The following is a 22,813-nucleotide window of genomic DNA, read 5'->3' as shown; positions in this document are numbered from 1 at the left end:
TTTTATCATGACAAAAGAACAAATCTTAGTAGACGTACAAGCAGCAGTAGCAGAGAAACTCGGGAAAGACGTTTCTGAAATCACAGCCGAAAAATCATTTAAAGACGACCTCGGTGCGGACTCGCTCGAAGTGATGGAAATGGTCATGGACCTTGAAGACAAGTTCGATATCACAATCGAAGACGAAGATGCCGAGAAGCTTGCAACTGTGGGCGACGTCGTGTCTTACATCGAAACAAAATTGTAATCAAGCCTCCCACCGCTCATAATGAGCGGTGGGCTTGTGCTTATACACGGAGGGACTTATGACAAAGGATAAGCGACGGTTCGACCGTCAAGGGTCGGCGCAAAGACGCCGACGAAATGAAGTGGAGCGAGCACGCATCGTGGAGAAGTTCACGTCACTCGAGGAACGACTTGGTGTGAAATTTACGAACCAAGAACTGTTAATGCAGGCGTTCACCCATTCATCATATGTCAATGAACAACGCGGTTTGAAAAAAGACAATGAACGGTTAGAGTTTTTAGGAGACGCGGTGCTCGAGTTGACAGTGTCCCGGTTTTTATATGAGACGTATCCGGAGCGCTCCGAGGGGGAATTAACGAAGTTACGGGCGGCCATCGTTTGTGAGCCGTCGCTCGTGAACTTTGCCGAAGCCTACGCTTTCTCTGATTTTATCTTGCTTGGAAAAGGGGAAGAGCTGACGGGCGGACGGAAACGTCCCGCGTTACTCGCCGATGTGTTCGAATCATACATCGCCGCCCTCTACCTTGACCAAGGGATCGAACCAGTAGAACAGTTCCTCGCCGAAGCGGTTTTTCCGAAAGTCTTAGCCGGTGTGTTTGAAGAGCAGACCGATTATAAGAGTCAACTTCAAGAGAGTGTACAGCGCGAAGGGCTCGGCCCGGTCACGTATACGATCATCGAAGAACGCGGTCCGGCCCATAGCCGTGAATTCGTCTCCCACGCTCGTCTCAGTGACGATATCGTCGGCGAAGGGATCGGTCGTTCGAAGAAAGAAGCCGAGCAGATCGCGGCTAAAGAAGCGTTGATCGAATTCAATCGGCGATACGCCGGCCTATAAAAAAAGGAGTGGACCCGCGCGGGTCCACTCCTTTTGGTTACGTCAATTGGCCAAGTTCCTCGACGAGACCGTCGACTTCAGAGATCGAGAGTGATGACCGGTTCATCACGTAGTCGTAAATCTCTTTCACGGCCGATGCATCGGCTTTGTTATATTCTTCCGCCTTGATCGCACCGCGGTTGATGATGTTCATTTTATCGAGGATTTCCTCGATCATTTGTTCATTCGTCATGTGTAGTACCCCTTTCTACAGTTCTTTTTAGAATAGCATGATTCTAGCATTTTGACGAACTAGCAACTGTGGTAAAATAAACGAATGAATGCTTACTTAGGATAGGATGGTCACGATGCACTTAAAACGAATCGAACTCGCTGGCTTTAAATCGTTTGCCAAGCGGATTGAACTAGATTTCCGTCCCGGCGTGACAGCCGTGGTTGGACCGAACGGGAGCGGGAAATCAAATATATCGGACGCTGTTCGCTGGGTACTCGGCGAACAGTCGGCCAAATCGCTCCGTGGGGCGAAAATGGAAGATGTCATCTTTGCCGGTAGCGAAGGCGAGAACCACCGCAACGTCGCCGAAGTGACGCTCGTTTTAGATAATAGCGATGCGCACTTGCGCCTGCCGTATGAAGAAGTGAGCGTGACGAGACGCGTGACGCGCAGTGGCGACAGCGACTATTTCATGAATAAAAAGCCGTGCCGCCTGAAAGACGTCATCGACTTGTTCATGGATACGGGTTTGTCCCGTGACGCGTTTGCGATCATCGGGCAAGGACGGGTCGAACAAGTCATCTCGGGTAAACCGGAAGATCGCCGCGCCGTCATTGAAGAAGCGGCCGGCGTGCTGAAGTACCGCCAACGCAAAAAACAAGCGGAACGAAAGTTGCAAGACACCGAGCTGAACTTGTCGCGCGTCGACGATATCTTATACGAACTTGCCGACCGGGTCGAACCGCTTCGTGAACAAGCGGCACTCGCTCGAGAGTTCCAAGTCGCCAAGGCGCGGCATGACGACCTCGAGACCGGGATTCTCGGTGCCGAGATCACTGAGCTCAAGGCGAAGATCACTTTCGCCACAACACAACAGACGGCAGCAGAAGAACAGTTACGCAACCAAGAAGCGGCGCTGAACGCGCTCGGCACCGAACGGGCCGCGCTCGAGGAAACATTGACCGAGCATCGGGCCGTCCTCGAGACGCTCCATCAGGATGAGCGTCTTCAAGCGACTGAGCTCGAACGGCTCTCGGGAGATATTAAACTCGCCAAAGCGCGAGAAGAACACGGGGCAGAGACGAAAGAACGACTCGAGCGCCAACGCGCGGAGTTGGTCGAAGAGACAGAGCAATTGCAGTCGCGATTGTCGGTCGCTCAAACGGACAAAGCCTTGAAGTCAGAAGCGTTGCAGACCGTTGAGGTGACACGTGACGAGCTCGCGCGGAAGCTTACGGCGGCGACTCGCGATTTCAACGCGGAGATCGAACAGCTTCAAAGTGAAGCGTTCGAACTAGCAACGACACGAGCCACGCTCAGCAACCAACAAAAACGGGAACGACGTGACATCGAACAGGCAGAGGAAGCGAAAGCGCGTCTCCTGCGTGAGAACAAGGACCGGCTTGATGTTCGAACCGAACAGACCGCCTCGCTCGATGCAAACCGAGATCGTCTTGAAGCGGTACGTACGGCTTGGCAGGAACTGCTGGCCGAAGAAGAGGCATTGGTCGCTAAGGAAGTCGCGCTCCGAGAAAAGTTGTCGCGAGCCGAACAATCGTATCATGACCTCGACCGGCGCCGTCAAAAGACCGAAGACCGGATCGACATGTTAGAGCGGATGAAGCAATCATATGAAGGGTATTTCCATGCCGTCAAATTCGTATTGAAAGACCGTGCGAGCGGTGTGCTCGGAGCGGTTGCAGAGCTGATTCAAGTGCTCCCATCATATGAGGCCGCCATCGAGACGGCACTCGGTCAAACGCAACAACACGTCGTCGTTGAAGATGAAGCGGTCGGCCGCCGTGAGATCGACAAGTTGCGCCGGGCTAATGCCGGGCGGGCTACGTTCGTCCCGATGACGACGGTGAAAGAGCGCTTTATCCCGAGCGAGGTCGCCCATCGTCTCGAGGCGATGGATGGCTTCGTCGGCATCGCATCCGATCTCGTGACGACGGAACCTTTGTTTGACAAATTGAAACGGTCCTTGCTCGGGGCCGTCATCGTGGCCAAGACGCTCGAGGTCGCGAACCGGATCGCTCAGACGACGGGCTATCGCTACCGGATCGTCACGCTCGACGGCGATATCGTCAACGTCGGTGGTTCGATGACAGGGGGGAGCCGGAAACAAGGCGTCGCCCTGTTCACCCAGTCAAGAGAGCTCGATGATTTGAAACAAGGATTGACGCAAGGGTTGGCCATGCTGCACGAACAGCAGCTTCGTGTGACGGAGTATGAAGCGGAGACGAGTCGCCTCAAACAGTCGCTCCACACGCTCAGAACACGGAAACGGCAAGAGGAAGAGACGCTCCGGGCGTTAGAGACCTCGTTCCGGGAATTAGAGCGGACGACCCAGGACGCGAAAGCACAACTTGAACTGTTCGATCACGAGATGAATCGCTATACGCATACGATTGAAACATCTTCGGCAGAATTGACGCGCCTCGCAAGTGAACTCGAGGCGACAGAAGTGTTGCAGACGTCGCTGCGGACAGAGCTCGAGCAGTTGCGTGCGGAGCAGGCGAAAGGCGCGGAGACGACGGGGCAATTGCAAGAGGCAATCCGTCTAAACGAGCTCGACCTTCAACGTCATACGCTTGACCTGGATCGGGTGAATACGGAAGTCGAACGGCTCGTTGCCGAAGTCGACAAACAGACAACCCGACTCGATCAAATCAAACACGAACTCGAGCGGCTCGAAAGCGGACGGATCGTCTCATCCGCGGAACTTCGAATCGAGCATGACGAGGCGACGGAGCAGATGAAAGTGTTGAAAGGGCGAATTGAAGCGCAGTCGCAAACGCTGAAAACAGAGGAAGAGACACATCGTATCCTCAGACAGCGTGAACAGCAGGCGATGGACGTTCGCCGCCAATTCGAGGCCGACGTCCGTAAGCTTGAAACTGAGGCGAATGAACTCGAGTTGAAACAGCAGTGGAAACTAGACGCCCTCGAAGAACGTGGACTCGTCTATGACCTGCTCCCGGTATTATCGATCCCGCTCGACGAGGCGAAAGAAGAGTTCAAGTTGCTCGTCCGTCAAATCGAGGAGATCGGACCTGTCAACTTGAGTGCGATCGAAGAGTTTGAACTCGTCAATGAACGGTTCACGTTCTTGTCTGAACAGCGAGACGATCTCGTCAATGCGAAACAGGACCTGTACGACGTCATCTCCGAAATGGACCGAGAAGTGACACGGTTGTTCAACGAGACGTATGCGACCGTCCGCACGCATTTCAAACAGACGTTCAAAGAACTTTTCGGAGGCGGCGAGGCCGACCTTAAACTCGTCGATGCGACTGATTTATTAAACACAGGGATCGATATCGTCGCCAAACCGCCCGGCAAAAAGTTACAGACGTTAAGTCTGTTGTCTGGTGGCGAACGGGCACTGACCGCGATCGCGCTCTTATTTGCGATTTTAAAGACGCGCCCTGTCCCGTTCTGCGTGCTCGACGAGGTCGAAGCAGCGCTCGACGAGGCGAACGTCCACCGGTTCGGTGAATACGTCCGCACGTTGTCGATCGATACACAGTTCGTCATCATCACCCACCGTAAAGGGACGATGGAGGCGGCCGACACGCTCTATGGCGTGACGATGCAACAAAACGGTGTCTCGGAGGTACTTTCGGTCGAATTATCAGAAGCGAAACGTGTCGTCGAGACAGATGAAGAGATGGAGGAATTGACTTGAGTTTTTTTAAAAAATTAAAAGATAAATTGACGACCTCGACACAAGAGGTGTCGCAAAAGTTTACAGACGGGTTGACGAAAACACGTGACGGGTTTGCGAGCGCCGTCAACGACCTCGTCTATCGGTTCCGTGAAGTCGATGAGGACTTCTTCGATGAACTTGAAGATTTGCTCATCCAGGCGGACGTCGGCGTCACGACGACGATGGACCTCGTCGAAGATTTAAAAGAAGAAGTGAAGCGTCGCAATTTGAAAGACCCGGCCGCCGTCCGCGACGCCCTCGTCGAAGTCGTGGCGAAACGTCTACAAGAAGACGAGTCAGACCGCGAGTTGAACATGCAGGACGGGTTGACCGTCATCTTGTTCGTCGGTGTGAACGGTGTCGGCAAGACGACGACAATCGGAAAACTCGCCCATCAGTTGAAAGCAGAAGGTCGTTCGGTCATGCTTGCGGCGGGAGATACGTTCCGGGCCGGCGCGATCGACCAGCTGCAAGTATGGGGTGAACGTGCCGGTGTCCCCGTCATTCGCCAAGCGGAAGGGTCAGATCCGGCCGCGGTCGTGTTTGATGCTGTCCAAGCCGCGAAGTCACGCGGTGTCGACGTCTTGATTTGCGATACGGCAGGACGACTCCAAAACAAGGTCAACTTGATGAAAGAGCTCGAGAAAGTGAAACGGGTCATCGAACGCGAAGTGCCAAACGGTCCGCACGAAGTCTTGCTCGCGTTAGACGCGACGACGGGACAGAACGCGATGCTTCAAGCGAAGGCGTTTCAGGAAGCGACGAACGTGAGCGGGATCGTGCTTACGAAGTTAGACGGGACGGCCAAAGGCGGCATCGTCCTCGCGATCAGAAACGAGCTCGATATTCCGGTCAAATACGTCGGTCTCGGTGAAAAAATTGATGATTTACAGGCGTTCGACCCAGAGCAGTTCGTCCTCGGACTATTCGGTGACGTATTTGAAGAAAAAAACCAGACAAACGATGACCTCGCCTAACTTTCACTGTTAAGAAAAAAACTTGACAAGACGTTAGGACGGCTGTACTATTGTTAGTTGTAAAGGGATTTCACTTAACATGTGGAGGTGAGAGGTATGTCGCTCGAAAAGACGAATCGAATGAACTACTTATTCGATTTTTATCAAGCGCTTCTCACGCCGAAACAGCGCAACTACATGTCTCTTTATTACCTAGATGACTACTCGCTCGGAGAGATTGCGGAAGAGTTTGAAGTCAGCCGTCAAGCGGTCTACGATAACATAAAGCGTACCGAAGCAATGCTTGAGCAGTATGAAGAAAAGCTGGAGCTGTTCGAGAAATTCGAGCAACGGCAACTGCTTCTCCAAACGCTCAGACGTCAAGTCGAGCAAATGCCCGACGTGACGGAGACGGTTTCGGCGCTTGAGAATTTAGAGTAGGGGGCTGAAGCATGGCATTTGAAGGATTATCAGAACGGTTGCAATCGACATTGGCGAAAATGCGGGGGAAAGGTAAGATTTCCGAAGCAGACGTCAAAGAGATGATGAGAGAAGTTCGTCTCGCGCTCCTTGAGGCCGACGTTAACTTCAAAGTGGTCAAACAGTTCGTTAACGACGTGAAAGAACGGTCAATCGGCCAAGACGTCATGAAATCGTTGACACCTGGACAACAAGTCGTCAAGATCGTTCATGAAGAATTAACGACCTTGATGGGAAGTGACGTCGTCCCGATCACCTTTAGTTCAAAACCACCGACAGTCGTCATGATGGTCGGATTACAAGGTGCGGGTAAGACGACGACGACCGGAAAGCTCGCGAACTTGATTCGCAAAAAGCATAACCGGAGTCCGCTTCTCGTCGCTGCTGATATTTATCGGCCGGCGGCCATCAAACAGCTCGAGACTCTCGGCAAGCAACTCGATTTACCGGTGTTCTCACTTGGCGATCAAGTGACGCCGGAAGAAATCGTCACAAAAGCGCTCGAGCACGCCAAAGTTAATCATCACGATTTCGTGTTGATAGATACGGCCGGTCGTCTTCATATCGACGAGACGCTCATGGGCGAACTCGAAAATGTGAAAACGATCGCCAAACCGAATGAAATCTTCCTCGTCGTCGATGCGATGACGGGTCAAGATGCGGTCAATGTGGCCGATCGCTTTAATGATTTGCTCGGAATTACCGGCGTCGTGTTGACAAAACTCGACGGTGATACACGTGGTGGGGCAGCCCTTTCAATCAAGGCAGTCACGGGAGCGCCGATTAAGTTCGTCGGTCTCGGTGAAAAGTTGGATGCCCTCGAACCTTTCTATCCGGAGCGCATGGCGTCACGGATCCTTGGAATGGGTGACGTGCTCACGCTCATCGAAAAAGCGGAGTCACAAATGGACCAAGATGCCGCGAAAGAGCTTGAAAGCAAAATTCGTGATGCATCGTTCACGTTCGATGATTTTATCGAGCAATTGGGTCAAGTGAAAAACATGGGCCCAATTGATGAATTACTCTCGATGTTACCTGGTGCAGGTAAGATGAAAGGGTTGAAGAACGTCCAAATCGACGAGAAGCAACTCGATCATGTCGAGGCAATCATCCGGTCGATGACGAAGCATGAGCGCACGAATCCTGAAGTGCTCAACGCCAGTCGTCGCAAGCGGATCGCAAAAGGGAGCGGTCGTTCCATCCAGGAAGTGAACCGTCTCATCAAACAGTTCGATGACATGAAGAAGCTCATGAAGCAGATGTCAGGACAAATGAAAGGGAAGAAAAAAGGTCTCGGCCTTCCATTCTTCTAAGAAAACTTTTGTCAGTCAGGCAAAAAAGCAGTATACTATTAAAGTTGTCAATTCTTAAACACATAATGGAGGTATATTACCATGGCAGTTAAAATTCGTCTCAAGCGCATGGGCGCAAATAAATCACCTTTTTACCGGATCGTTGTAGCAGATTCACGTTCACCACGTGATGGCCGTTTCATCGAACAACTCGGTCACTACAACCCGGTTGCAAAACCAGAAGCAGAAGTTCGCATCAACGAAGAACTCGCGCTCAAATGGTTGGCAGACGGCGCGAAGCCATCTGACACAGTCCGCAACTTGTTCTCTAAAGCAGGGATCATGGAGAAATTCCACAACGCGAAAAACGCGAAGTAACCCTGTGGCCGACCTTTTATGAGGTCGGCCTATTTTTTTGAGGAGGTTTTATGATGGATTGGTTAAACGTAGGCAAAATCGCCAACACGCACGGTTTAAAAGGGGAATTGAAGTTGCTCGCCGCGACTGATTTTCCAGAAGAACGCTTTAAAATTGGTGAGACGCTCTACCTTGACGTCGACGGGAAGAAGATGCCGCTCGAAGTGACGACGTATCGTCCGCACAAACAGTTCCATCTCGTCACGTTCAAAGGGCTAGACAACATCAATCTCGTCGAGAAGTACAAAGGGATGTCGCTCTACGTCCATGCCGGAAACGTCCACGAGCTTCCGGAGCATGAATTTTACTACCACGAGATCATCGGATGCGAGGCCGTCGTCGACGGAGAAGTGATCGGTGTCGTCGAGGACATCTTTGAGACCAATGGCGCGAACGACGTCTGGGTCATCAAGCGTCCCGGCAAGACGGATGCGCTCATCCCGTACATCGAGTCGGTCGTCAAAGACATCGACGTCGAAGCGAAACGTGTCATCATCACGCCGATCCCTGGAATGATCGACGATGAAAATTGATGTCTTGACCTTGTTCCCGGAAATGTTCGCCCCGCTTGATCATTCGATCGTCGGGCGTGCCCGGACACTCGGCCAAGTCGAAGTGCAGTTCACGAACTTCCGTGACTTCTCGACGAACAAACATCATAAAGTCGATGATGCTCCGTACGGAGGCGGCGCCGGGATGCTACTCACGCCGCAGCCGATGTTTGATGCGTTCGATTCGCTCGCAAAGTCGAAGCCGCGCGTCATCGTGACGACGCCGACGGGGCGACCGTTCAATCAACGTGTCGCCGAAGAATGGGCGAACGAAGAGCATTTGATCTTCTTATGCGGACATTACGAAGGATTCGACCAACGGATCCACGACGAACTCGCGACAGACGAAGTGTCGATTGGAGACTTCGTGATGACCGGTGGTGAACTCGCGGCGATGGTCATGATCGACGCGACGGTTCGCCTCATCCCGGAAGTGCTCGGCGATCAAGCGAGCCACGAGGACGACTCGTTCTCGACCGGACTGCTCGAATATCCGCATTATACGAGACCGGCTGACTTCCGCGGCCTCAAAGTCCCGGACGTCCTGTTGTCGGGCAATCACGCCAAAATCGAGTCGTGGCGCCGCGAGCGTTCGCTCGAACGAACGTTCAGGCGTCGACCGGAACTGTTAGACCAAATCGATCTGTCGCCGGCCGATAAAAACTTCATCGAATCGTTGCGCGATTCATAAAATTATGCTATGTTTGAGCATGTGGGTTAGCCCCACCGATTACCGATGTTCCGCTATTGGATGCCGAGGCAAACGAAGATATGAACATTGAAGAAAAAGGAGATCAATTCATGAACGCACAAAAACTGTTCCGTGAAATCACAGAAGAACAATTCAAATCGGACGTCCCTGCTTTCCGTCCTGGTGACACAGTACGTGTCCACGTTAAAGTCGTAGAGGGAACGCGTGAGCGTATCCAGATCTTCGAAGGCGTAGTCATCAAGCGTAAAGGTGGCGGCATCAGCGAAACATTCACAGTCCGTAAGATTTCTTACGGCGTAGGTGTTGAGCGTGCATTCCCGCTTCACTCACCGCGTGTCGCGCAAATCGAAGTCGTTCGTTACGGTAAAGTTCGCCGTGCGAAACTTTACTACCTCCGCAACCTTCGCGGTAAAGCAGCACGTATTAAAGAAATCCGTCGTTAAGATGGGGAAAGCTTGTCGCTTGCGACAAGCTTCTTTTTTTCTAGTACAATAAGTTCAAACGGACAGAGGAGTGAGGCAATTTGAAAGAAGTGTTCAGTTGGCTTAAAGCAATCGTAGTGGCGCTCGTCATCGCGTTCGTGATCCGGACGTTCATCTTTGTACCTGTCATCGTCGAAGGTGAGTCGATGATGCCGACGCTCCAAAACGCCGATCGGATGATCGTCAGCAAAATCTCTAACTACGTCGGTGAACTCGACCGGGGCGATATTATCGTCTTTCATGCGACTGAATCAAAGGACTATATTAAACGCGTCATCGCCATTCCTGGAGATACGCTTGAATATCGGGACGATACGCTCTACTTGAACGGAGAAGCAGTCGAAGAACCGTATTTAGAGGATTTTCAAGCCCAAATGAACGGCTTTCCTCTAACCGAGAACTTTACGCTCGAACAAGTGACAGGTGAAGCGGTCGTACCGGAAGGCTCATACTTCGTTATGGGAGATAACCGACAAAACTCGAAAGACAGCCGTGAAATCGGCTTTGTCTCGAAAGAAAGCGTCGTCGGCAAAACGAACTTTGTGTTCTGGCCGATGGGTGACTTCGGGACGGTAGAAGAATAGGGTGGTGTTTTTTTGGCAATTCAATGGTTCCCTGGCCACATGGCCAAGGCGCGAAGACAAGTAACAGAGAAGTTAAAACTGATTGACGTCGTCATCGAACTCGTCGATGCACGTGTTCCGCAATCGAGCCGAAATCCGATGGTCGATGAGATCACGGCCGGTAAACCGCGGCTGATCGTGTTGAACAAGGCTGACATGGCCGATCAAGCCGTCACCGACGCCTGGATGCGCGCCCTGAAGCGTGACGACATCGAAGTCGTCGCCGTCGATGCGAAGCATAGCAAAGGCTTAAAGCAGCTCATGACGGGCGCAGAGAAGCTCATGCAAGACAAGCACGACCGCATGCGTGAGAAAGGCCGTAATCCTGGCCCGATCCGCGCCCTCATCATCGGCATCCCGAACGTCGGGAAGTCGACACTGATCAACCGGCTCGCCGGGCGCAACATCGCCATCACCGGGGACCGCCCTGGTGTGACGAAACGGCAGCAATGGATCAAGATGAAAGGCGGCGAGATGGAACTGCTCGACACGCCTGGTATTCTATGGCCGAAGTTCGAGGACCAGATGGTCGGATATCGCTTAGCTGCTACGGGTGCGATCAAGGACGACATTTTAAACCTTGATGACATCGCGATGTATGCAGCGCGTGAACTGCGCGCCCGTTACCCGGAACAGTTGAAAGAGCGGTTTAAACTCGACGACTTGCCGGAAGACGCGGTCGAACTGCTCGAGTTGATCGGGAAAAAACGTGGCCTTCTCAGCGGCGGCTACGTCGATTTCGAAAAAGCGAGCGAACTATTATTGAACGAGCTTCGTCATGAGAAGATCGGACGTGTCTCGCTTGAGACGCCGGCAGATCATAATATGGCGTGAAGTCCTGTGAAAACAGGGCTTTTTTGGATAGGAGGCAGATCGTGACGATTCAAGAGATTAAACAACGGCTAAAAACCGTCCGATATGAAGAGTGGGACGATGTCCGGGCCGAACTGAAGGATGACCCGCGCGCGGGCGTCCAGGCACTCCTGCAGCAACGTCAGAGACGGTTTGACGCGGAGCGGGACGAGCGGGACGACTATACACGCCGCCTGCAGTATGAGGCCGAGCTGAAACAGCAAGGCTTCAAGTTGGTCGCTGGCATCGACGAGGTCGGGCGGGGACCGCTCGCGGGTCCTGTCGTCGCGGCGGCCGTCGTCTTGCCGGACGATTTTTACAGCCCGGGACTGAACGATTCAAAGAAGATGACGAAAGCGGCACGGGAACGAGCATATGCAAGGATCCTCGACGAGGCATTCGTCGGGGTCGGAATCGTCGACGCAGAAGTGATCGATCAAATCAATATTTATGAAGCGACGAAGCTCGCGATGACCGAGGCGGTCCGACAGCTTGACGGGGCCGACGCGCTCTTGATTGACGCGATGACACTCGAACTTGATTTGCCGCAGACGTCGCTCATTAAAGGGGACGAGTTGAGCGTCTCGATCGCGGCGGCGAGCGTCGTCGCCAAAGTCGTCCGCGACAAGATGATGGAAGAGTTCGCCGCGACGTATCCGGGATACGGTTTCGAACGCAACGCCGGATACGGGACGGAACTTCATTTGAACGCGTTGAACGAGCGCGGCATCACACCGATTCATCGCAAGTCGTTCGCACCGATTAAACATATGATATGAAAGGGGGAGCCCGATGCGGATCGATCACCAAGGCGTCCTGCCGTTCAAAGTCACCGAACAGACGTCGCGTCAGCTGCTCGTCGGCAACACGGTCGTCGGCAGGGTACTCCAGCTCTTGCCCGGGAACGAAGCGGTCATGCAACTGCCGCAAGGACTGTTCCGGGTCGGGGTGAACGCAGACGTTAAAGAGAACGTCACGTACAAGATGGTCGTCACCGAGCTCGAGCCGAAACTCGTCCTGAAAGTGATGCCGCCTACGGCGGAACCGGCCCAGGCCGGGAAGACACCGGTGACGTTACTCTTAGAACAACTCGGCCGCTTCTCAAAAGAGGCCATCCAGACACCGGAATCCGTCAAAGCGATGGGACGGCAACTGCTCGAGAGCGGGGCCGGAAGTGACGTCAAACAGCTCGTCGGGGAACTGTTCAAGGCGAAAGGCGACCCGAAGTTTGAACAGTTCGTGCGGGCCCAAGAGACGTTCAACGCGGTCCAGACGCCGCCGTTCGTCGTCCAAGCATTTCACATACCGCAATTAGGACCGTTCGAACAAGTCAGATTCCGGCTTGAGGCCCCGAAAAGCGAGATGATCGACGCAGACCATGCCCGTATCGTCTTATTTCTAGAAACGCCTCGCTTCGGCGAGACGGGCATCGACCTGCTCGTTCAAAAGCGGCACGTCACCGTGAAAGTATTCAACGAACAACACGACTTGTCCCCGTTCATCAAAGCGTACGAGCCGCTGCTCGGCAGTGCGCTCAAAGCGAACGGCTATGAACTGTCCCGATTCTCGTTCGAAGTGAGACAAGAATCGCTCCCCGAGACGTTCGCCCCGTTAGGAAAGGTGGATTTTCATGTATGATGGACCGTAAAAAAGCAATCGCCTTGTCTTACGAACAATCGATGGAATCTCCGCGCGTCGTCGCGAAGGGCGGCGGCCTCGTCGCCGAACGGATGCTCGCCCTCGCACAAGAGAACGGTATCCCGATCCATGAAGACCCGGCGCTGTTGTCACTCCTGTCGGCGTTACAGATCGAAGAGCATATTCCGGACGACCTGTATCAAGTGATCGCCGAGCTTTTTGTGTTTCTCTATCAGATGGAACAAGGTAAAATCGAAAATGTCTAGGGGTAGATGTGAAAAAAAGATGAAAACTTAAAGCAAGAACGATAGACAGCGCTTTCAGTTTTTCGTTACAATAGATATGCCGATATTAAAGGGGACTAAGGGGGAAACTAAATGAATATCCATGAGTATCAGGCGAAAGAATTGCTTAGAACGTTTGGAGTGGCCGTACCTACGGGCTATCCGGCTTTCACGGTAGAAGAAGCAGTTGCAGCAGCCGCCAAGCTAGACGGTGAATTGAAAGTAGTCAAAGCACAGATCCACGCAGGTGGCCGCGGGAAAGCCGGTGGCGTCAAACTTGCCAGAACGGATGAAGAAGTAAAACAGTACGCGACAGAGATTCTCGGTAAGACGCTCGTCACGCACCAGACTGGACCTGAAGGAAAAGTCGTGCAGCGCCTCTATATCGAAGAAGGTTCTGCCATCGATCAAGAATTTTACTTAGGACTTGTGCTTGACCGTTCGATCGGCCGAATTGTCATCATGGGTTCATCTGAAGGCGGTATGGACATCGAAGAAGTCGCTGAACATACTCCTGAAAAGATTCATAAAGAAATCGTCGACCCGGTCGTCGGACTCCGTCCGTTCCAGGCGCGCCGTCTTGCTTTCAAGATGGAAGTGCCGACTAAACTCGTCAACAAGTTTAGCGACATGGTCATGAAGCTTTATAAAGTGTACGTCGAGACGGACTGCACGATTGCGGAGATCAACCCGCTCGTCACGACGAAAGACGGTAACGTCGTCGCGCTCGATGCGAAATTGAACTTTGACAGCAACGCGCTTTATCGTCATACCGACATCGTCGATCTTCGTGACACGACGGAAGAAGATCCGCGTGAAGTCGAGGCGTCGAAACACGACCTTAGCTATATCGCCCTTGACGGCAATATCGGCTGTCTCGTAAACGGTGCCGGCCTCGCCATGGCGACGATGGATATCATCAAGCACTACGGCGCCGAACCCGCTAACTTCCTCGATGTAGGCGGCGGTGCGACAAAAGAAAAAGTCACAGAAGCGTTCAAATTGATTTTGTCGGATGACCAAGTCAAAGGAATCTTCGTCAACATCTTCGGTGGCATCATGAAGTGTGACATCATCGCCGAAGGAATCGTCGCGGCGACAAAAGAAATCGGACTCGACTTGCCACTCGTCGTCCGCTTAGAAGGAACAAACGTGGATGCGGGAAGACGCATTCTCGATGAATCTGGACTTGCGATCACTTCTGCGACCTCGATGGATGATGGGGCAGAAAAAATCGCGGCACTCGTTCGATAAGGGGGAAACGACATGAGTATTTGGGTGAATCAAGATACAAAAGTGATCATTCAAGGGATCACGGGGAAACAAGGTATGTTCCACGGCGAACAGATGCTAGCGTATAACACGAAACTGGTCGGCGGGGTCACACCTGGTAAAGGTGGTACGACCGTACTCGACAACGTACCTGTGTTTAACACTGTCTCTGACGCGGTCGAGGCGACCGGTGCGAACGCATCGATCATCTACGTGCCACCAGCTTTCGCGGCCGACTCGATCATGGAGGCGGCTGATAGCGGCATCGAACTCATCATCTGCATCACGGAAGGGATTCCTGTCATCGACATGATCCAAGTGAGCCGCTATCTCGAAGACAAACCGGCCCGTTTGATCGGACCGAACTGCCCAGGGATCATCACGCCGGGTGAGGCGAAACTTGGCATCATGCCAGGCTACATCCACACGAAAGGCCATGTCGGCATCGTCTCACGTTCAGGGACGCTCACGTATGAAGCGGTCCATCAGTTGACGACGGCCGGAATCGGCCAATCGACTGCGGTCGGGATCGGTGGGGACCCGGTCAACGGGACGAACTTCATCGACACGCTCCAAGCGTTCAACGAAGATGAAGACACGCTTGCGGTCATCATGATCGGCGAGATCGGTGGGACGGCTGAAGAAGAAGCCGCTGAATGGGTCAAGGCGAACATGACAAAACCGGTCATCGGTTTCATCGGTGGTCAGACGGCTCCTGAAGGCAAACGGATGGGCCACGCTGGAGCGATCATCTCAGGCGGAAAAGGAACGGCCGCTGAAAAAATCAAGACGTTAAACGCAAACGGGATCGAAGTCGCCGAGACACCTGCTGTCATCGGTGAGACACTCATCCGTGTGCTTAAAAATGAAGGTCTGTATGATGCTTGTGTCACGGGACAACCGACGACGTAAGACCAATCGGAATGAGGGGTGCGCGCATCCCTCATTTTTTTAAAGGAGATTGTGATGAATCAAACAATAGCTCGTTTTGCGGCAGAACGTTTGCCGGTCGAGTTCGTCCATCATTACTTATCAAATCCGGGTCTGACGGAACGGAATTCGTTCCATCCGAACGTATGGAAAAAAGCGAATCGGGCGTTCCGTTCAACGGTCACGTATGACCGTTTTTTGACGTGGGAGGACGAATTGTTCCCACGAATGCTATTACATATCCCCAACCCTCCGTACTGTTTGTTTTATCAGGGCGATTTAGAGGTACTACAAGAACAAACGACCGCTTTGGTCGGGAGTCGTGAATTGAATCGGATCAGTCGACCGCTCGTTGAATATTTACACCCTTTAATAGAAGAAACTGTATCGATTTCAGGCGGCGCGCTCGGTATTGACGGACTCGTTCATGAGTTGGCAGTCAGGCGGAACCGACCGACGATTGCGGTCCTCGGTTCCGGCTTTTCGCACATGTATCCACATGTTCATCACCAACTGTTCGACCAGATCTCGAAACAAGGATTGCTCCTCAGTGAATATACTCCGGAAACACCTGTCAAAAAATTTCAATTTTTAGAACGAAATCGAATTGTCAGTGGATTAGGCGACCGGCTCGTCGTCGTCCAAGCGAGACGAAAGAGCGGGACGATGAATACGGTGAGTCATGCGCTCGAGCAAGGCAAGACGGTGTTTGCGGTGCCGGGAAGTCCGCTCGATCCGTTAGCGGAAGGACCGAATAAATTGATTGAAGAAGGAGCGATTCCTTTGACGAATCCCGACCAAATTTTGAATGGTGCGATGATTGCACGTTGACAAACGGTCGGTAACATGAATATTATGGTAGGGATTTAAATGACCTCCAAAAGGGGAGCAGATGTATGGCAAAATATTTGGTGATCGTCGAATCACCTGCGAAAGCAAAGACAATTAAACGTTATTTAGGATCAAACTACACGGTCAAAGCGTCCATGGGTCACGTCATCGATTTACCGAAAAGTCAACTCGGTGTCGACGTTGAACATGACTTTGAACCGAAGTACATCACGATCCGTGGAAAAGGCCCAGTGTTAAAAGAACTGAAGACGGCCGCTAAAAAAGCGACGAAAATTTTTCTCGCGGCTGACCCGGATCGCGAAGGGGAAGCAATCGCCTGGCACTTAGCCCGTGCCCTCGGCGTCGATGAAACGACAGAATGTCGTGTCGTCTTCAACGAGATCACAAAAGATGCGATTAAAGAATCATTTAAACATCCACGCAAGATCAATCACGATCTCGTCGACGCCCAACAGGCGCGACGGATTCTCGACCGTCTTGTCGGATACGGGATGAGCCCGTTGTTATGGAAGAAAGTCAAAAAAGGTTTGTCAGCCGGTCGTGTTCAATCCGTCGCTGTCAAAATGATCATCGACCGCGAACGTGAAATCAACGCCTTTGACCCGGAAGAGTACTGGACGATTAAACTGATGCTCAACTATGAGGGTGAGACGTTTGAGACATCGTTCTACGGAAAAGACGGGAAAAAGATGGAGTTGAAGACGGAAGCGGATGCCGACGCCGTCCTCAAGACGATCGATGAGTCATTCAAAGTCATCGATGTCACGAAGAAAGAGCGGAAGCGTAACGCATCATTACCGTTCACGACAAGTTCACTCCAACAAGATGCGGCCCGGAAACTGAACTTCCGCGCCAAGAAGACGATGATGCTCGCCCAACAGCTTTACGAAGGAATCGACCTTGGTAAGAAAGAAGGGACTGTCGGGTTGATCACGTATATGCGTACCGACTCGACACGAATTTCTGACTTGGCGAAAGACGAAGCGAAATCGTATATCGAATCGACGTTTGGTGCAGAGTACGTCGCCTCTCAAAAGCAGAAAGAGAAAAAAGCGGCGAACGCACAGGATGCCCACGAGGCAATCCGGCCGACGTCGGCGTTACGTGACCCGGCTTCGATGAAGGCGTACTTGTCACGGGATCAACTCCGATTGTATAAACTCATCTGGGAACGGTTGGTCGCGAGTCAAATGGCGCCAGCAATTCTTGATACGGTGAAAATCGACGTCGAATCGAACGGCATGATTTTCCGTGCCAACGGATCGACCGTCAAATTCCCAGGTTTCATGAAAGTGTATATCGAGTCAAAAGACGACGATATCGAAGACACGAACTTAGAGCGGGAAGGATTGCTTCCGCCGCTTGAAGTCGACGACATGGTCGCATTCGAGACGGTCGAGCCGAAGCAACACTTCACCCAGCCACCACCGCGTTACAGTGAAGCGAGACTCGTCCGAGCGATGGAAGAGCTCGGCATCGGTCGTCCGTCGACTTACGCGCCGACACTCGACACGATCCAAAAGCGCGGTTACGTCGTGCTTGAAGAGAAAAAATTCATTCCGACCGAGCTCGGAGAACTTGTCATCGAGATGATCGATGAGTACTTTAACGACTTCATCACGGTACAGTTCACAGCCGACATGGAGACGCTTCTTGATTCGATCGCCAATGAAGAAGTCGAGTGGACGGAAGTCGTTGCCCCGATTTACCGGTCATTCGAGAAACGTTTGAAACGGGCCGAATCCGAAATTGAGAAGATCGAAGTGAAAGACGAGCCAGCCGGTATCGATTGTGAGATCTGCGGTTCGCCGATGGTCATCAAGATGGGACGGTACGGCAAGTTCATGGCTTGTTCTGGATTCCCGAACTGTACGAATACGAAGCCGGTTCAAGTCGAAATCGGCGTCCCGTGCCCGAACTGTAAAGACGGACAAGTCGTCGAGCGCCGCAGTAAGAAAGGTCGCCTGTTCTATGGCTGCTCGAACTATCCAGACTGTGAGTTCGTCTCATGGGACAAACCGGTCGCGAAACCGTGTCCTGAATGCGGTAAGTTGATGGTTGAGAAAAAGATTAAAGATGGCGTCAAATATCAATGCACGAACTGTACCCATACCGAGGTACATCAGTTAGAGGAGGATTAACCTTGCAGCAACGTGTAACTGTGATCGGAGCGGGCCTCGCCGGCTCCGAGGCGGCTTGGCAACTCGCAAAACGCGGGATTCAAGTCGATTTGTATGAAATGAGACCAGTCCGACAGACGCCGGCGCACCATACGGATCAGTTTGCTGAACTGGTCTGCTCGAACTCGCTTCGGGCGAACGGACTTCAAAATGCGGTTGGTGTGTTAAAAGAAGAGATGCGCACACTCGACTCGCTCATCTTGAAAGCGGCGGATACGGCAAGCGTTCCGGCCGGTGGCGCCCTCGCCGTCGACCGTCACGACTTCGCGGGCTTCGTCACCGACACGCTCAAGAATCATCCGCTCGTGACGGTACACAACGAAGAGATTAAACAGATTCCGGACGGGATCGTCATCATGGCGACGGGACCGCTCACGTCTCCTGACTTGTCTGCTTCATTGAAAGCTTTCACCGGTGAAGATTATTTATACTTCTACGATGCGGCCGCTCCGATATTAGACGGAGAGACGATCGACCGAGAGAAGGTCTACTTGAAGTCACGTTATGACAAAGGAGAGGCGGCTTATCTCAACTGTCCGATGACGGAAGAAGAGTTTAATCTGTTTTACGAAGAACTCGTCAAAGCCGAAGTCGTACCGCTCAAAGAGTTTGAGAAAGAGATTTACTTCGAAGGCTGCATGCCGTTTGAAGTGATCGCTCAACGCGGGAAGAAGACGCTCTTGTTCGGACCGATGAAACCGGTCGGACTCGAAGATCCGAAAACAGGTAAACGTCCGTTTGCGGTCGTCCAACTCCGCCAAGACAATTCGGCCGGAACGCTCTATAACTTGGTCGGGTTCCAAACCCACCTCAAGTGGGGCGAGCAAAAACGGATCATTCAATTGATCCCAGGTCTCGAGAATGCGGAGATCGTCCGTTACGGTGTCATGCACCGGAACACGTTCATCAATTCACCGAGCCTGTTGAAACCGACGTATCAGGCCCGTACTCGCGATACGCTATTTTTCGCCGGTCAGATGACCGGTGTCGAAGGCTACGTCGAGTCAGCCGCGTCAGGACTACTCGCCGGAATCAACGCGGCGAAGATGGTTGCCGGTGAAGAGCTGCTCGTCCTCCCGCGCGAGACGATGCTCGGTTCGATGGCGCATTACATCACGACGACAGACGGGAAGCACTTCCAACCGATGAATGCAAACTTCGGTCTCGTGCCGTCGCTCGAAGATGCGCCGAAGAAGATGAAAAAGCAAGAACGCTATGAGCGCTATGCGAATCGTGCCCTTGAGACGATTCAGCAATATAAAGAGATTTAAGGGAAAGGAGCCAATTTTTGGTTCCTTTTTTTGTGAATTTAAATTTCAATTGTGTAATTTGTGCAATACTTTGAAAATTTTCAGATTATTGAAGGGGTTTCTATTGTCACCTCTGATTCTGTATGCTATGCTAATTTCGATTTGACGGGAACATGCGTTTTTAAGCTGAAAGCAAGGGGGCGAGAGGATGGGATTCGCTGAGGATCAACAATCATTTTTACGCTATTGCCAAGTCGAACGAAGACTGTCGCCTCATACGAAACGCTCTTACGAACAAACACTCGAACAGTACGCCGCTTATTGCCAATCGACACATCAAGAGCCATTTGATGTGCAGTCGGCGCGGCGTTATTTATATGTCCTTTACGAGAATGAAGCGGCGACGACGACCGTTTCCCAAAAAATCTCCTGCCTCAAACAGTTCGGGAAATTTGTGGCTCGAGAAACCGGGAGTGAACCGCTGTTTCATGACTTGACGTCGCCGAAACGTCGCAAGACGCTGCCGACGTTTGCCGTACCGAGCGAGGTCGAACACCTGCTCATGACGGCAAACGGCCAAGACGACCCGTTCCTGCGGGCACGTGATGTCGCGCTTGTCGAAGTGTTGTACGGGACCGGGATGCGTGTCGCCGAACTTTGTGGCATGGACATATCGTCATATGATGCGGCGCTCTCATTCGTTCATGTCATCGGGAAAGGCAAGAAAGAACGTTACATCCCGCTCGGGCAATTTGCCGTCGAAGCGTTAGAGCATTACCTTGAGTTAAGGCAAAACTGCGCTGCGGCACACGAAACGGCATTATTCGTTAGTCAAAAAGGGAATCGAGTGACAACAGACCAAATTCGTTACGTGATGAAGCGACTCCGGAAACTCGGCGGACTTCAAAAACCGTTAACACCGCATTCGTTACGTCATAGTTTTGCGACCGACCTGCTCGAACGCGGGGCCGATTTACGTGCCGTCCAAGAGTTGCTCGGACATGAGTCACTATCGACGACCGGTCGTTACACACACGTATCGACTGAACGCCTGCGAGCGGTCTATCAAGCCACACATCCGAGAAAGTAGGGGGTCATTCTATGTTTCATGCAACAACTATTTTCGCAGTCCGGCACGACGGAAAATGTGCGATGAGCGGAGATGGGCAAGTCACGTTTGGCAACGCCGTCATCATGAAAAACAAGGCTAAAAAAGTGAGACGGTTATACGGCGGGAAAGTCGTGGCCGGTTTTGCCGGTAGCGTGGCCGATGCGTTCACGTTATTTGAAAAGTTTGAATCAAAACTCGAGATGTATAACGGGAACTTACCGCGAGCGGCAGTCGAACTCGCCAAAGAGTGGCGCGGCGACAAGATGCTTCGTCAGCTCGAGGCGCTTCTCATCGTCATGGATGCGGAACATCTCTTACTCGTGTCCGGGAGCGGCGAAGTGATCGAACCGGACGATGGCATCCTTGCGATCGGTTCAGGTGGGAATTATGCGCTAGCAGCGGGACGCGCTCTCGTACGTCACTCACCGGAGAAAACAGCCGAACAGATTGCTCGCGCCGCCCTAGAGATTGCCGGTGAATTATGCGTCTATACGAACGACCAAGTTATCGTAGAAACGATCGGAGGCGATACAGAATGAAACGTGAATTGACACCACGTCAAATCGTAGCTGAGCTAGACCGGTTCGTCATCGGGCAAAAAGATGCCAAACGTGCGGTCGCGATTGCACTGCGCAACCGTTACCGTCGCCAGAAGCTAAGTGCTGACTTACGCGACGAAGTCACCCCAAAGAACATTTTAATGATCGGTCCGACCGGTGTCGGGAAGACGGAGATCGCGAGACGTCTTGCCAAGCTCGTCGGTGCCCCGTTCGTGAAAGTCGAAGCGACAAAATTCACTGAAGTCGGATACGTCGGACGGGACGTCGAATCGATGGTCCGAGACCTTGTTGAAGACTCGGTGCGCCTCGTGAAGGAAGAAAAGAAAGAAGACGTGAAGGAACCAGCGGAAGCCGCTGCGACCGAACGTATTCTCGATGCACTGCAAGGTAAGGCTAAAGTTGAGCCGACAGCCGCAAACCCGTTCGAAGCGCTGTTTGGCGGTCAAGGACAGAAGACGCAAGAACCGACGGACGATCAATCGACTGATCGGTCTCAATTACGTAAGTTGCTTGAACTCGGCGAACTCGAAGAGCGATTGATCGAAGTCAACCTTGAAGAGAAACAGACAGTTGATTTGTTTCAAGGACAAGGGATGGAAGGCTTATCGAATCTTCAAGACATGCTCGGCCAAATCGTCCCGAAAAAGCGGAAGAAGCGGAAGCTCCCGGTTCGAGAGGCTCGCCCGCTCATCGTTGCCGAAGAGGCGGAAAGTTTGCTCGACATGAATGAAGTACATGACGAGGCGGTACGACGCAGCGAACAGATGGGCATCATCTTCGTCGATGAGATCGATAAAATCGCGACGAAGTCACAAGACCATGCTGGCGTCTCTCGTGAAGGTGTGCAGCGAGACATCTTGCCGATTGTCGAAGGCTCGACCGTCGTCACAAAATATGGTCCCGTCAAAACGGATCACGTGTTATTCATCGCGGCAGGTGCTTTCCATATGGCGAAGCCGTCAGATCTGATTCCTGAACTGCAAGGTCGTTTCCCGATCCGTGTCGAGTTGAGTAGCCTGACCGAGGAAGATTTCGTCAAAATTCTGACGGAGCCGTCACAAGCGCTCATCAAGCAGTACAAGGCCCTTCTCGAGTCAGAGGAGATCAGCGTCGAATTTACCCACTCGGCCATCGAAGAGATCGCGAAGATCGCAACGCACGTCAACCGAGAAACTGATGATATCGGAGCGCGCCGTCTCTATACGATCATGGAGCGCGTGCTCGAGGACTTATCGTTTGAGGCGGCCGACATGCCACAAACACACGTCGAGATCACACCGGCGTATGTGAAAGAAAAAGTCGGCTCGATCGCGGAAGATCGAGACCTTAGTCAATTTATTTTATAAGAATTCTGTATGCA

At 52.4% G+C, this 22,813-nt stretch carries 24 protein-coding genes; 23 read left to right on the top strand and 1 reads right to left on the bottom strand.

From position 1 onward, the window contains the following. Positions 1-7: 7 nt before the first annotated feature. Positions 8-247, top strand: coding sequence for an acyl carrier protein (gene acpP, locus EVJ29_RS04905; RefSeq protein ID WP_016509693.1), 240 nt, complete (start codon positions 8-10; stop codon positions 245-247). A gap of 121 nt (positions 248-368) precedes the next feature. Beyond that, complete coding sequence (gene rnc, locus EVJ29_RS04900; protein ID WP_070327951.1) at positions 369-1,085, top strand: ribonuclease III; 717 nt, start codon at positions 369-371, stop codon at positions 1,083-1,085. 37 nt (positions 1,086-1,122) lie between these two features. On the opposite strand, the gene EVJ29_RS04895 is transcribed toward rnc, so the two are convergent. Beyond that, complete coding sequence (locus EVJ29_RS04895) at positions 1,123-1,317, bottom strand: DUF1128 family protein (protein ID WP_016509709.1); 195 nt, start codon at positions 1,315-1,317, stop codon at positions 1,123-1,125. A 115-nt stretch (positions 1,318-1,432) separates the two neighbouring features. Here EVJ29_RS04895 and smc point away from each other — a divergent pair, with 115 nt between their 5' ends. The 21 genes from smc to hslU all read left to right on the top strand — a co-directional run bounded on the left by smc (position 1,433) and on the right by hslU (position 22,799). Beyond that, positions 1,433-4,990, top strand: coding sequence for a chromosome segregation protein SMC (gene smc / locus EVJ29_RS04890; RefSeq protein WP_236633397.1), 3,558 nt, complete (start codon positions 1,433-1,435; stop codon positions 4,988-4,990). Then, positions 4,987-5,988 carry a signal recognition particle-docking protein FtsY gene (ftsY, locus tag EVJ29_RS04885; RefSeq protein WP_131465298.1) on the top strand — a complete coding sequence of 334 codons (1,002 nt, stop codon included), beginning with the start codon at positions 4,987-4,989 and terminating at the stop codon, positions 5,986-5,988. The genes smc and ftsY overlap by 4 nt, the downstream gene beginning before the upstream one ends. Positions 5,989-6,084: 96 nt before the next feature. Beyond that, a complete protein-coding gene (locus EVJ29_RS04880) occupies positions 6,085-6,408 on the top strand; it encodes a putative DNA-binding protein (protein WP_070327513.1) in 324 nt (107 codons plus the stop codon). Between the two features lie 11 nt (positions 6,409-6,419). Further along, positions 6,420-7,760, top strand: a complete 1,341-nt coding sequence (gene ffh, locus EVJ29_RS04875) for a signal recognition particle protein (RefSeq protein ID WP_070327512.1) — start codon at positions 6,420-6,422, stop codon at positions 7,758-7,760. Between the two features lie 81 nt (positions 7,761-7,841). After that, positions 7,842-8,117 carry a 30S ribosomal protein S16 gene (gene rpsP / locus EVJ29_RS04870; protein WP_021067098.1) on the top strand — a complete coding sequence of 92 codons (276 nt, stop codon included), beginning with the start codon at positions 7,842-7,844 and terminating at the stop codon, positions 8,115-8,117. A 53-nt stretch (positions 8,118-8,170) separates the two neighbouring features. After that, on the top strand, positions 8,171-8,689 hold the full coding sequence (gene rimM / locus EVJ29_RS04865; protein ID WP_070327511.1) for a ribosome maturation factor RimM: 519 nt from the start codon (positions 8,171-8,173) through the stop codon (positions 8,687-8,689). Next, on the top strand, positions 8,679-9,398 hold the full coding sequence (gene trmD, locus EVJ29_RS04860) for a tRNA (guanosine(37)-N1)-methyltransferase TrmD (RefSeq protein ID WP_131465296.1): 720 nt from the start codon (positions 8,679-8,681) through the stop codon (positions 9,396-9,398). Before rimM ends, trmD begins: the two co-directional genes overlap by 11 nt. 110 nt (positions 9,399-9,508) lie before the next feature. After that, positions 9,509-9,862, top strand: a complete 354-nt coding sequence (rplS, locus tag EVJ29_RS04855; RefSeq protein WP_070327950.1) for a 50S ribosomal protein L19 — start codon at positions 9,509-9,511, stop codon at positions 9,860-9,862. A gap of 80 nt (positions 9,863-9,942) precedes the next feature. Beyond that, positions 9,943-10,485, top strand: coding sequence for a signal peptidase I (lepB, locus tag EVJ29_RS04850; protein WP_016508241.1), 543 nt, complete (start codon positions 9,943-9,945; stop codon positions 10,483-10,485). Between the two features lie 12 nt (positions 10,486-10,497). Continuing rightward, on the top strand, positions 10,498-11,358 hold the full coding sequence (gene ylqF, locus EVJ29_RS04845) for a ribosome biogenesis GTPase YlqF (RefSeq protein WP_131440287.1): 861 nt from the start codon (positions 10,498-10,500) through the stop codon (positions 11,356-11,358). 41 nt (positions 11,359-11,399) lie between these two features. Then, positions 11,400-12,155, top strand: a complete 756-nt coding sequence (locus EVJ29_RS04840) for a ribonuclease HII (protein WP_236633396.1) — start codon at positions 11,400-11,402, stop codon at positions 12,153-12,155. 13 nt (positions 12,156-12,168) lie between these two features. Next, a complete protein-coding gene (locus EVJ29_RS04835; protein ID WP_071399590.1) occupies positions 12,169-13,014 on the top strand; it encodes a hypothetical protein in 846 nt (281 codons plus the stop codon). Further along, positions 13,014-13,280 (top strand): EscU/YscU/HrcU family type III secretion system export apparatus switch protein, encoded by a 267-nt coding sequence (locus EVJ29_RS04830; RefSeq protein ID WP_016508266.1) that lies wholly within the window; start codon positions 13,014-13,016, stop codon positions 13,278-13,280. Before EVJ29_RS04835 ends, EVJ29_RS04830 begins: the two co-directional genes overlap by 1 nt. 111 nt (positions 13,281-13,391) lie before the next feature. Beyond that, positions 13,392-14,552, top strand: coding sequence for an ADP-forming succinate--CoA ligase subunit beta (gene sucC / locus EVJ29_RS04825; protein WP_070327507.1), 1,161 nt, complete (start codon positions 13,392-13,394; stop codon positions 14,550-14,552). Positions 14,553-14,564: 12 nt separating this feature from the next. Then, entirely contained in the window at positions 14,565-15,482 is a 918-nt protein-coding gene (gene sucD / locus EVJ29_RS04820; RefSeq protein WP_070327506.1) for a succinate--CoA ligase subunit alpha, read from the top strand. Between the two features lie 54 nt (positions 15,483-15,536). Then, a complete protein-coding gene (gene dprA / locus EVJ29_RS04815) occupies positions 15,537-16,331 on the top strand; it encodes a DNA-processing protein DprA (protein WP_236633395.1) in 795 nt (264 codons plus the stop codon). Positions 16,332-16,396: 65 nt separating this feature from the next. Next, the gene (gene topA, locus EVJ29_RS04810; RefSeq protein ID WP_131504763.1) at positions 16,397-18,493 is read left to right on the top strand and encodes a type I DNA topoisomerase; all 2,097 of its coding nucleotides are present in this window, start codon (positions 16,397-16,399) and stop codon (positions 18,491-18,493) included. A gap of 2 nt (positions 18,494-18,495) precedes the next feature. Then, positions 18,496-19,803 (top strand): FADH(2)-oxidizing methylenetetrahydrofolate--tRNA-(uracil(54)-C(5))-methyltransferase TrmFO, encoded by a 1,308-nt coding sequence (gene trmFO / locus EVJ29_RS04805; RefSeq protein WP_370252239.1) that lies wholly within the window; start codon positions 18,496-18,498, stop codon positions 19,801-19,803. Between the two features lie 187 nt (positions 19,804-19,990). Further along, positions 19,991-20,872 (top strand): tyrosine-type recombinase/integrase, encoded by an 882-nt coding sequence (locus EVJ29_RS04800; RefSeq protein WP_070327502.1) that lies wholly within the window; start codon positions 19,991-19,993, stop codon positions 20,870-20,872. A gap of 11 nt (positions 20,873-20,883) precedes the next feature. Next, positions 20,884-21,432, top strand: a complete 549-nt coding sequence (hslV, locus tag EVJ29_RS04795) for an ATP-dependent protease subunit HslV (protein ID WP_070327501.1) — start codon at positions 20,884-20,886, stop codon at positions 21,430-21,432. Continuing rightward, positions 21,429-22,799, top strand: a complete 1,371-nt coding sequence (gene hslU / locus EVJ29_RS04790) for an ATP-dependent protease ATPase subunit HslU (protein ID WP_070327500.1) — start codon at positions 21,429-21,431, stop codon at positions 22,797-22,799. The genes hslV and hslU overlap by 4 nt, the downstream gene beginning before the upstream one ends. The last annotated feature ends 14 nt before the right edge of the window (positions 22,800-22,813 follow it).

The sequence above is a fragment of the Exiguobacterium sp. SH4S7 genome (assembly GCF_004336795.1).
GTDB lineage: Bacteria > Bacillota > Bacilli > Exiguobacteriales > Exiguobacteriaceae > Exiguobacterium > Exiguobacterium aurantiacum_A.
Note: the sequence above shows the minus strand (reverse complement) of the source record. Positions and strands in the feature narration are given on the sequence as shown.

Coding starts and splice junctions, on each gene's coding strand:
- acpP (WP_016509693.1), top strand. CDS start 8: ATGACAAAAGAACAAATCTTAGTAGACGTACAAGCAGCAGTAGCAGAG.
- EVJ29_RS04895 (WP_016509709.1), bottom strand. CDS start 1,317: ATGACGAATGAACAAATGATCGAGGAAATCCTCGATAAAATGAACATC.
- smc (WP_236633397.1), top strand. CDS start 1,433: ATGCACTTAAAACGAATCGAACTCGCTGGCTTTAAATCGTTTGCCAAG.
- EVJ29_RS04880 (WP_070327513.1), top strand. CDS start 6,085: ATGTCGCTCGAAAAGACGAATCGAATGAACTACTTATTCGATTTTTAT.
- ffh (WP_070327512.1), top strand. CDS start 6,420: ATGGCATTTGAAGGATTATCAGAACGGTTGCAATCGACATTGGCGAAA.
- rpsP (WP_021067098.1), top strand. CDS start 7,842: ATGGCAGTTAAAATTCGTCTCAAGCGCATGGGCGCAAATAAATCACCT.
- rimM (WP_070327511.1), top strand. CDS start 8,171: ATGGATTGGTTAAACGTAGGCAAAATCGCCAACACGCACGGTTTAAAA.
- trmD (WP_131465296.1), top strand. CDS start 8,679: ATGAAAATTGATGTCTTGACCTTGTTCCCGGAAATGTTCGCCCCGCTT.
- rplS (WP_070327950.1), top strand. CDS start 9,509: ATGAACGCACAAAAACTGTTCCGTGAAATCACAGAAGAACAATTCAAA.
- EVJ29_RS04835 (WP_071399590.1), top strand. CDS start 12,169: ATGCGGATCGATCACCAAGGCGTCCTGCCGTTCAAAGTCACCGAACAG.
- EVJ29_RS04830 (WP_016508266.1), top strand. CDS start 13,014: ATGGACCGTAAAAAAGCAATCGCCTTGTCTTACGAACAATCGATGGAA.
- sucC (WP_070327507.1), top strand. CDS start 13,392: ATGAATATCCATGAGTATCAGGCGAAAGAATTGCTTAGAACGTTTGGA.
- sucD (WP_070327506.1), top strand. CDS start 14,565: ATGAGTATTTGGGTGAATCAAGATACAAAAGTGATCATTCAAGGGATC.
- dprA (WP_236633395.1), top strand. CDS start 15,537: ATGAATCAAACAATAGCTCGTTTTGCGGCAGAACGTTTGCCGGTCGAG.
- topA (WP_131504763.1), top strand. CDS start 16,397: ATGGCAAAATATTTGGTGATCGTCGAATCACCTGCGAAAGCAAAGACA.
- EVJ29_RS04800 (WP_070327502.1), top strand. CDS start 19,991: ATGGGATTCGCTGAGGATCAACAATCATTTTTACGCTATTGCCAAGTC.
- hslV (WP_070327501.1), top strand. CDS start 20,884: ATGTTTCATGCAACAACTATTTTCGCAGTCCGGCACGACGGAAAATGT.
- hslU (WP_070327500.1), top strand. CDS start 21,429: ATGAAACGTGAATTGACACCACGTCAAATCGTAGCTGAGCTAGACCGG.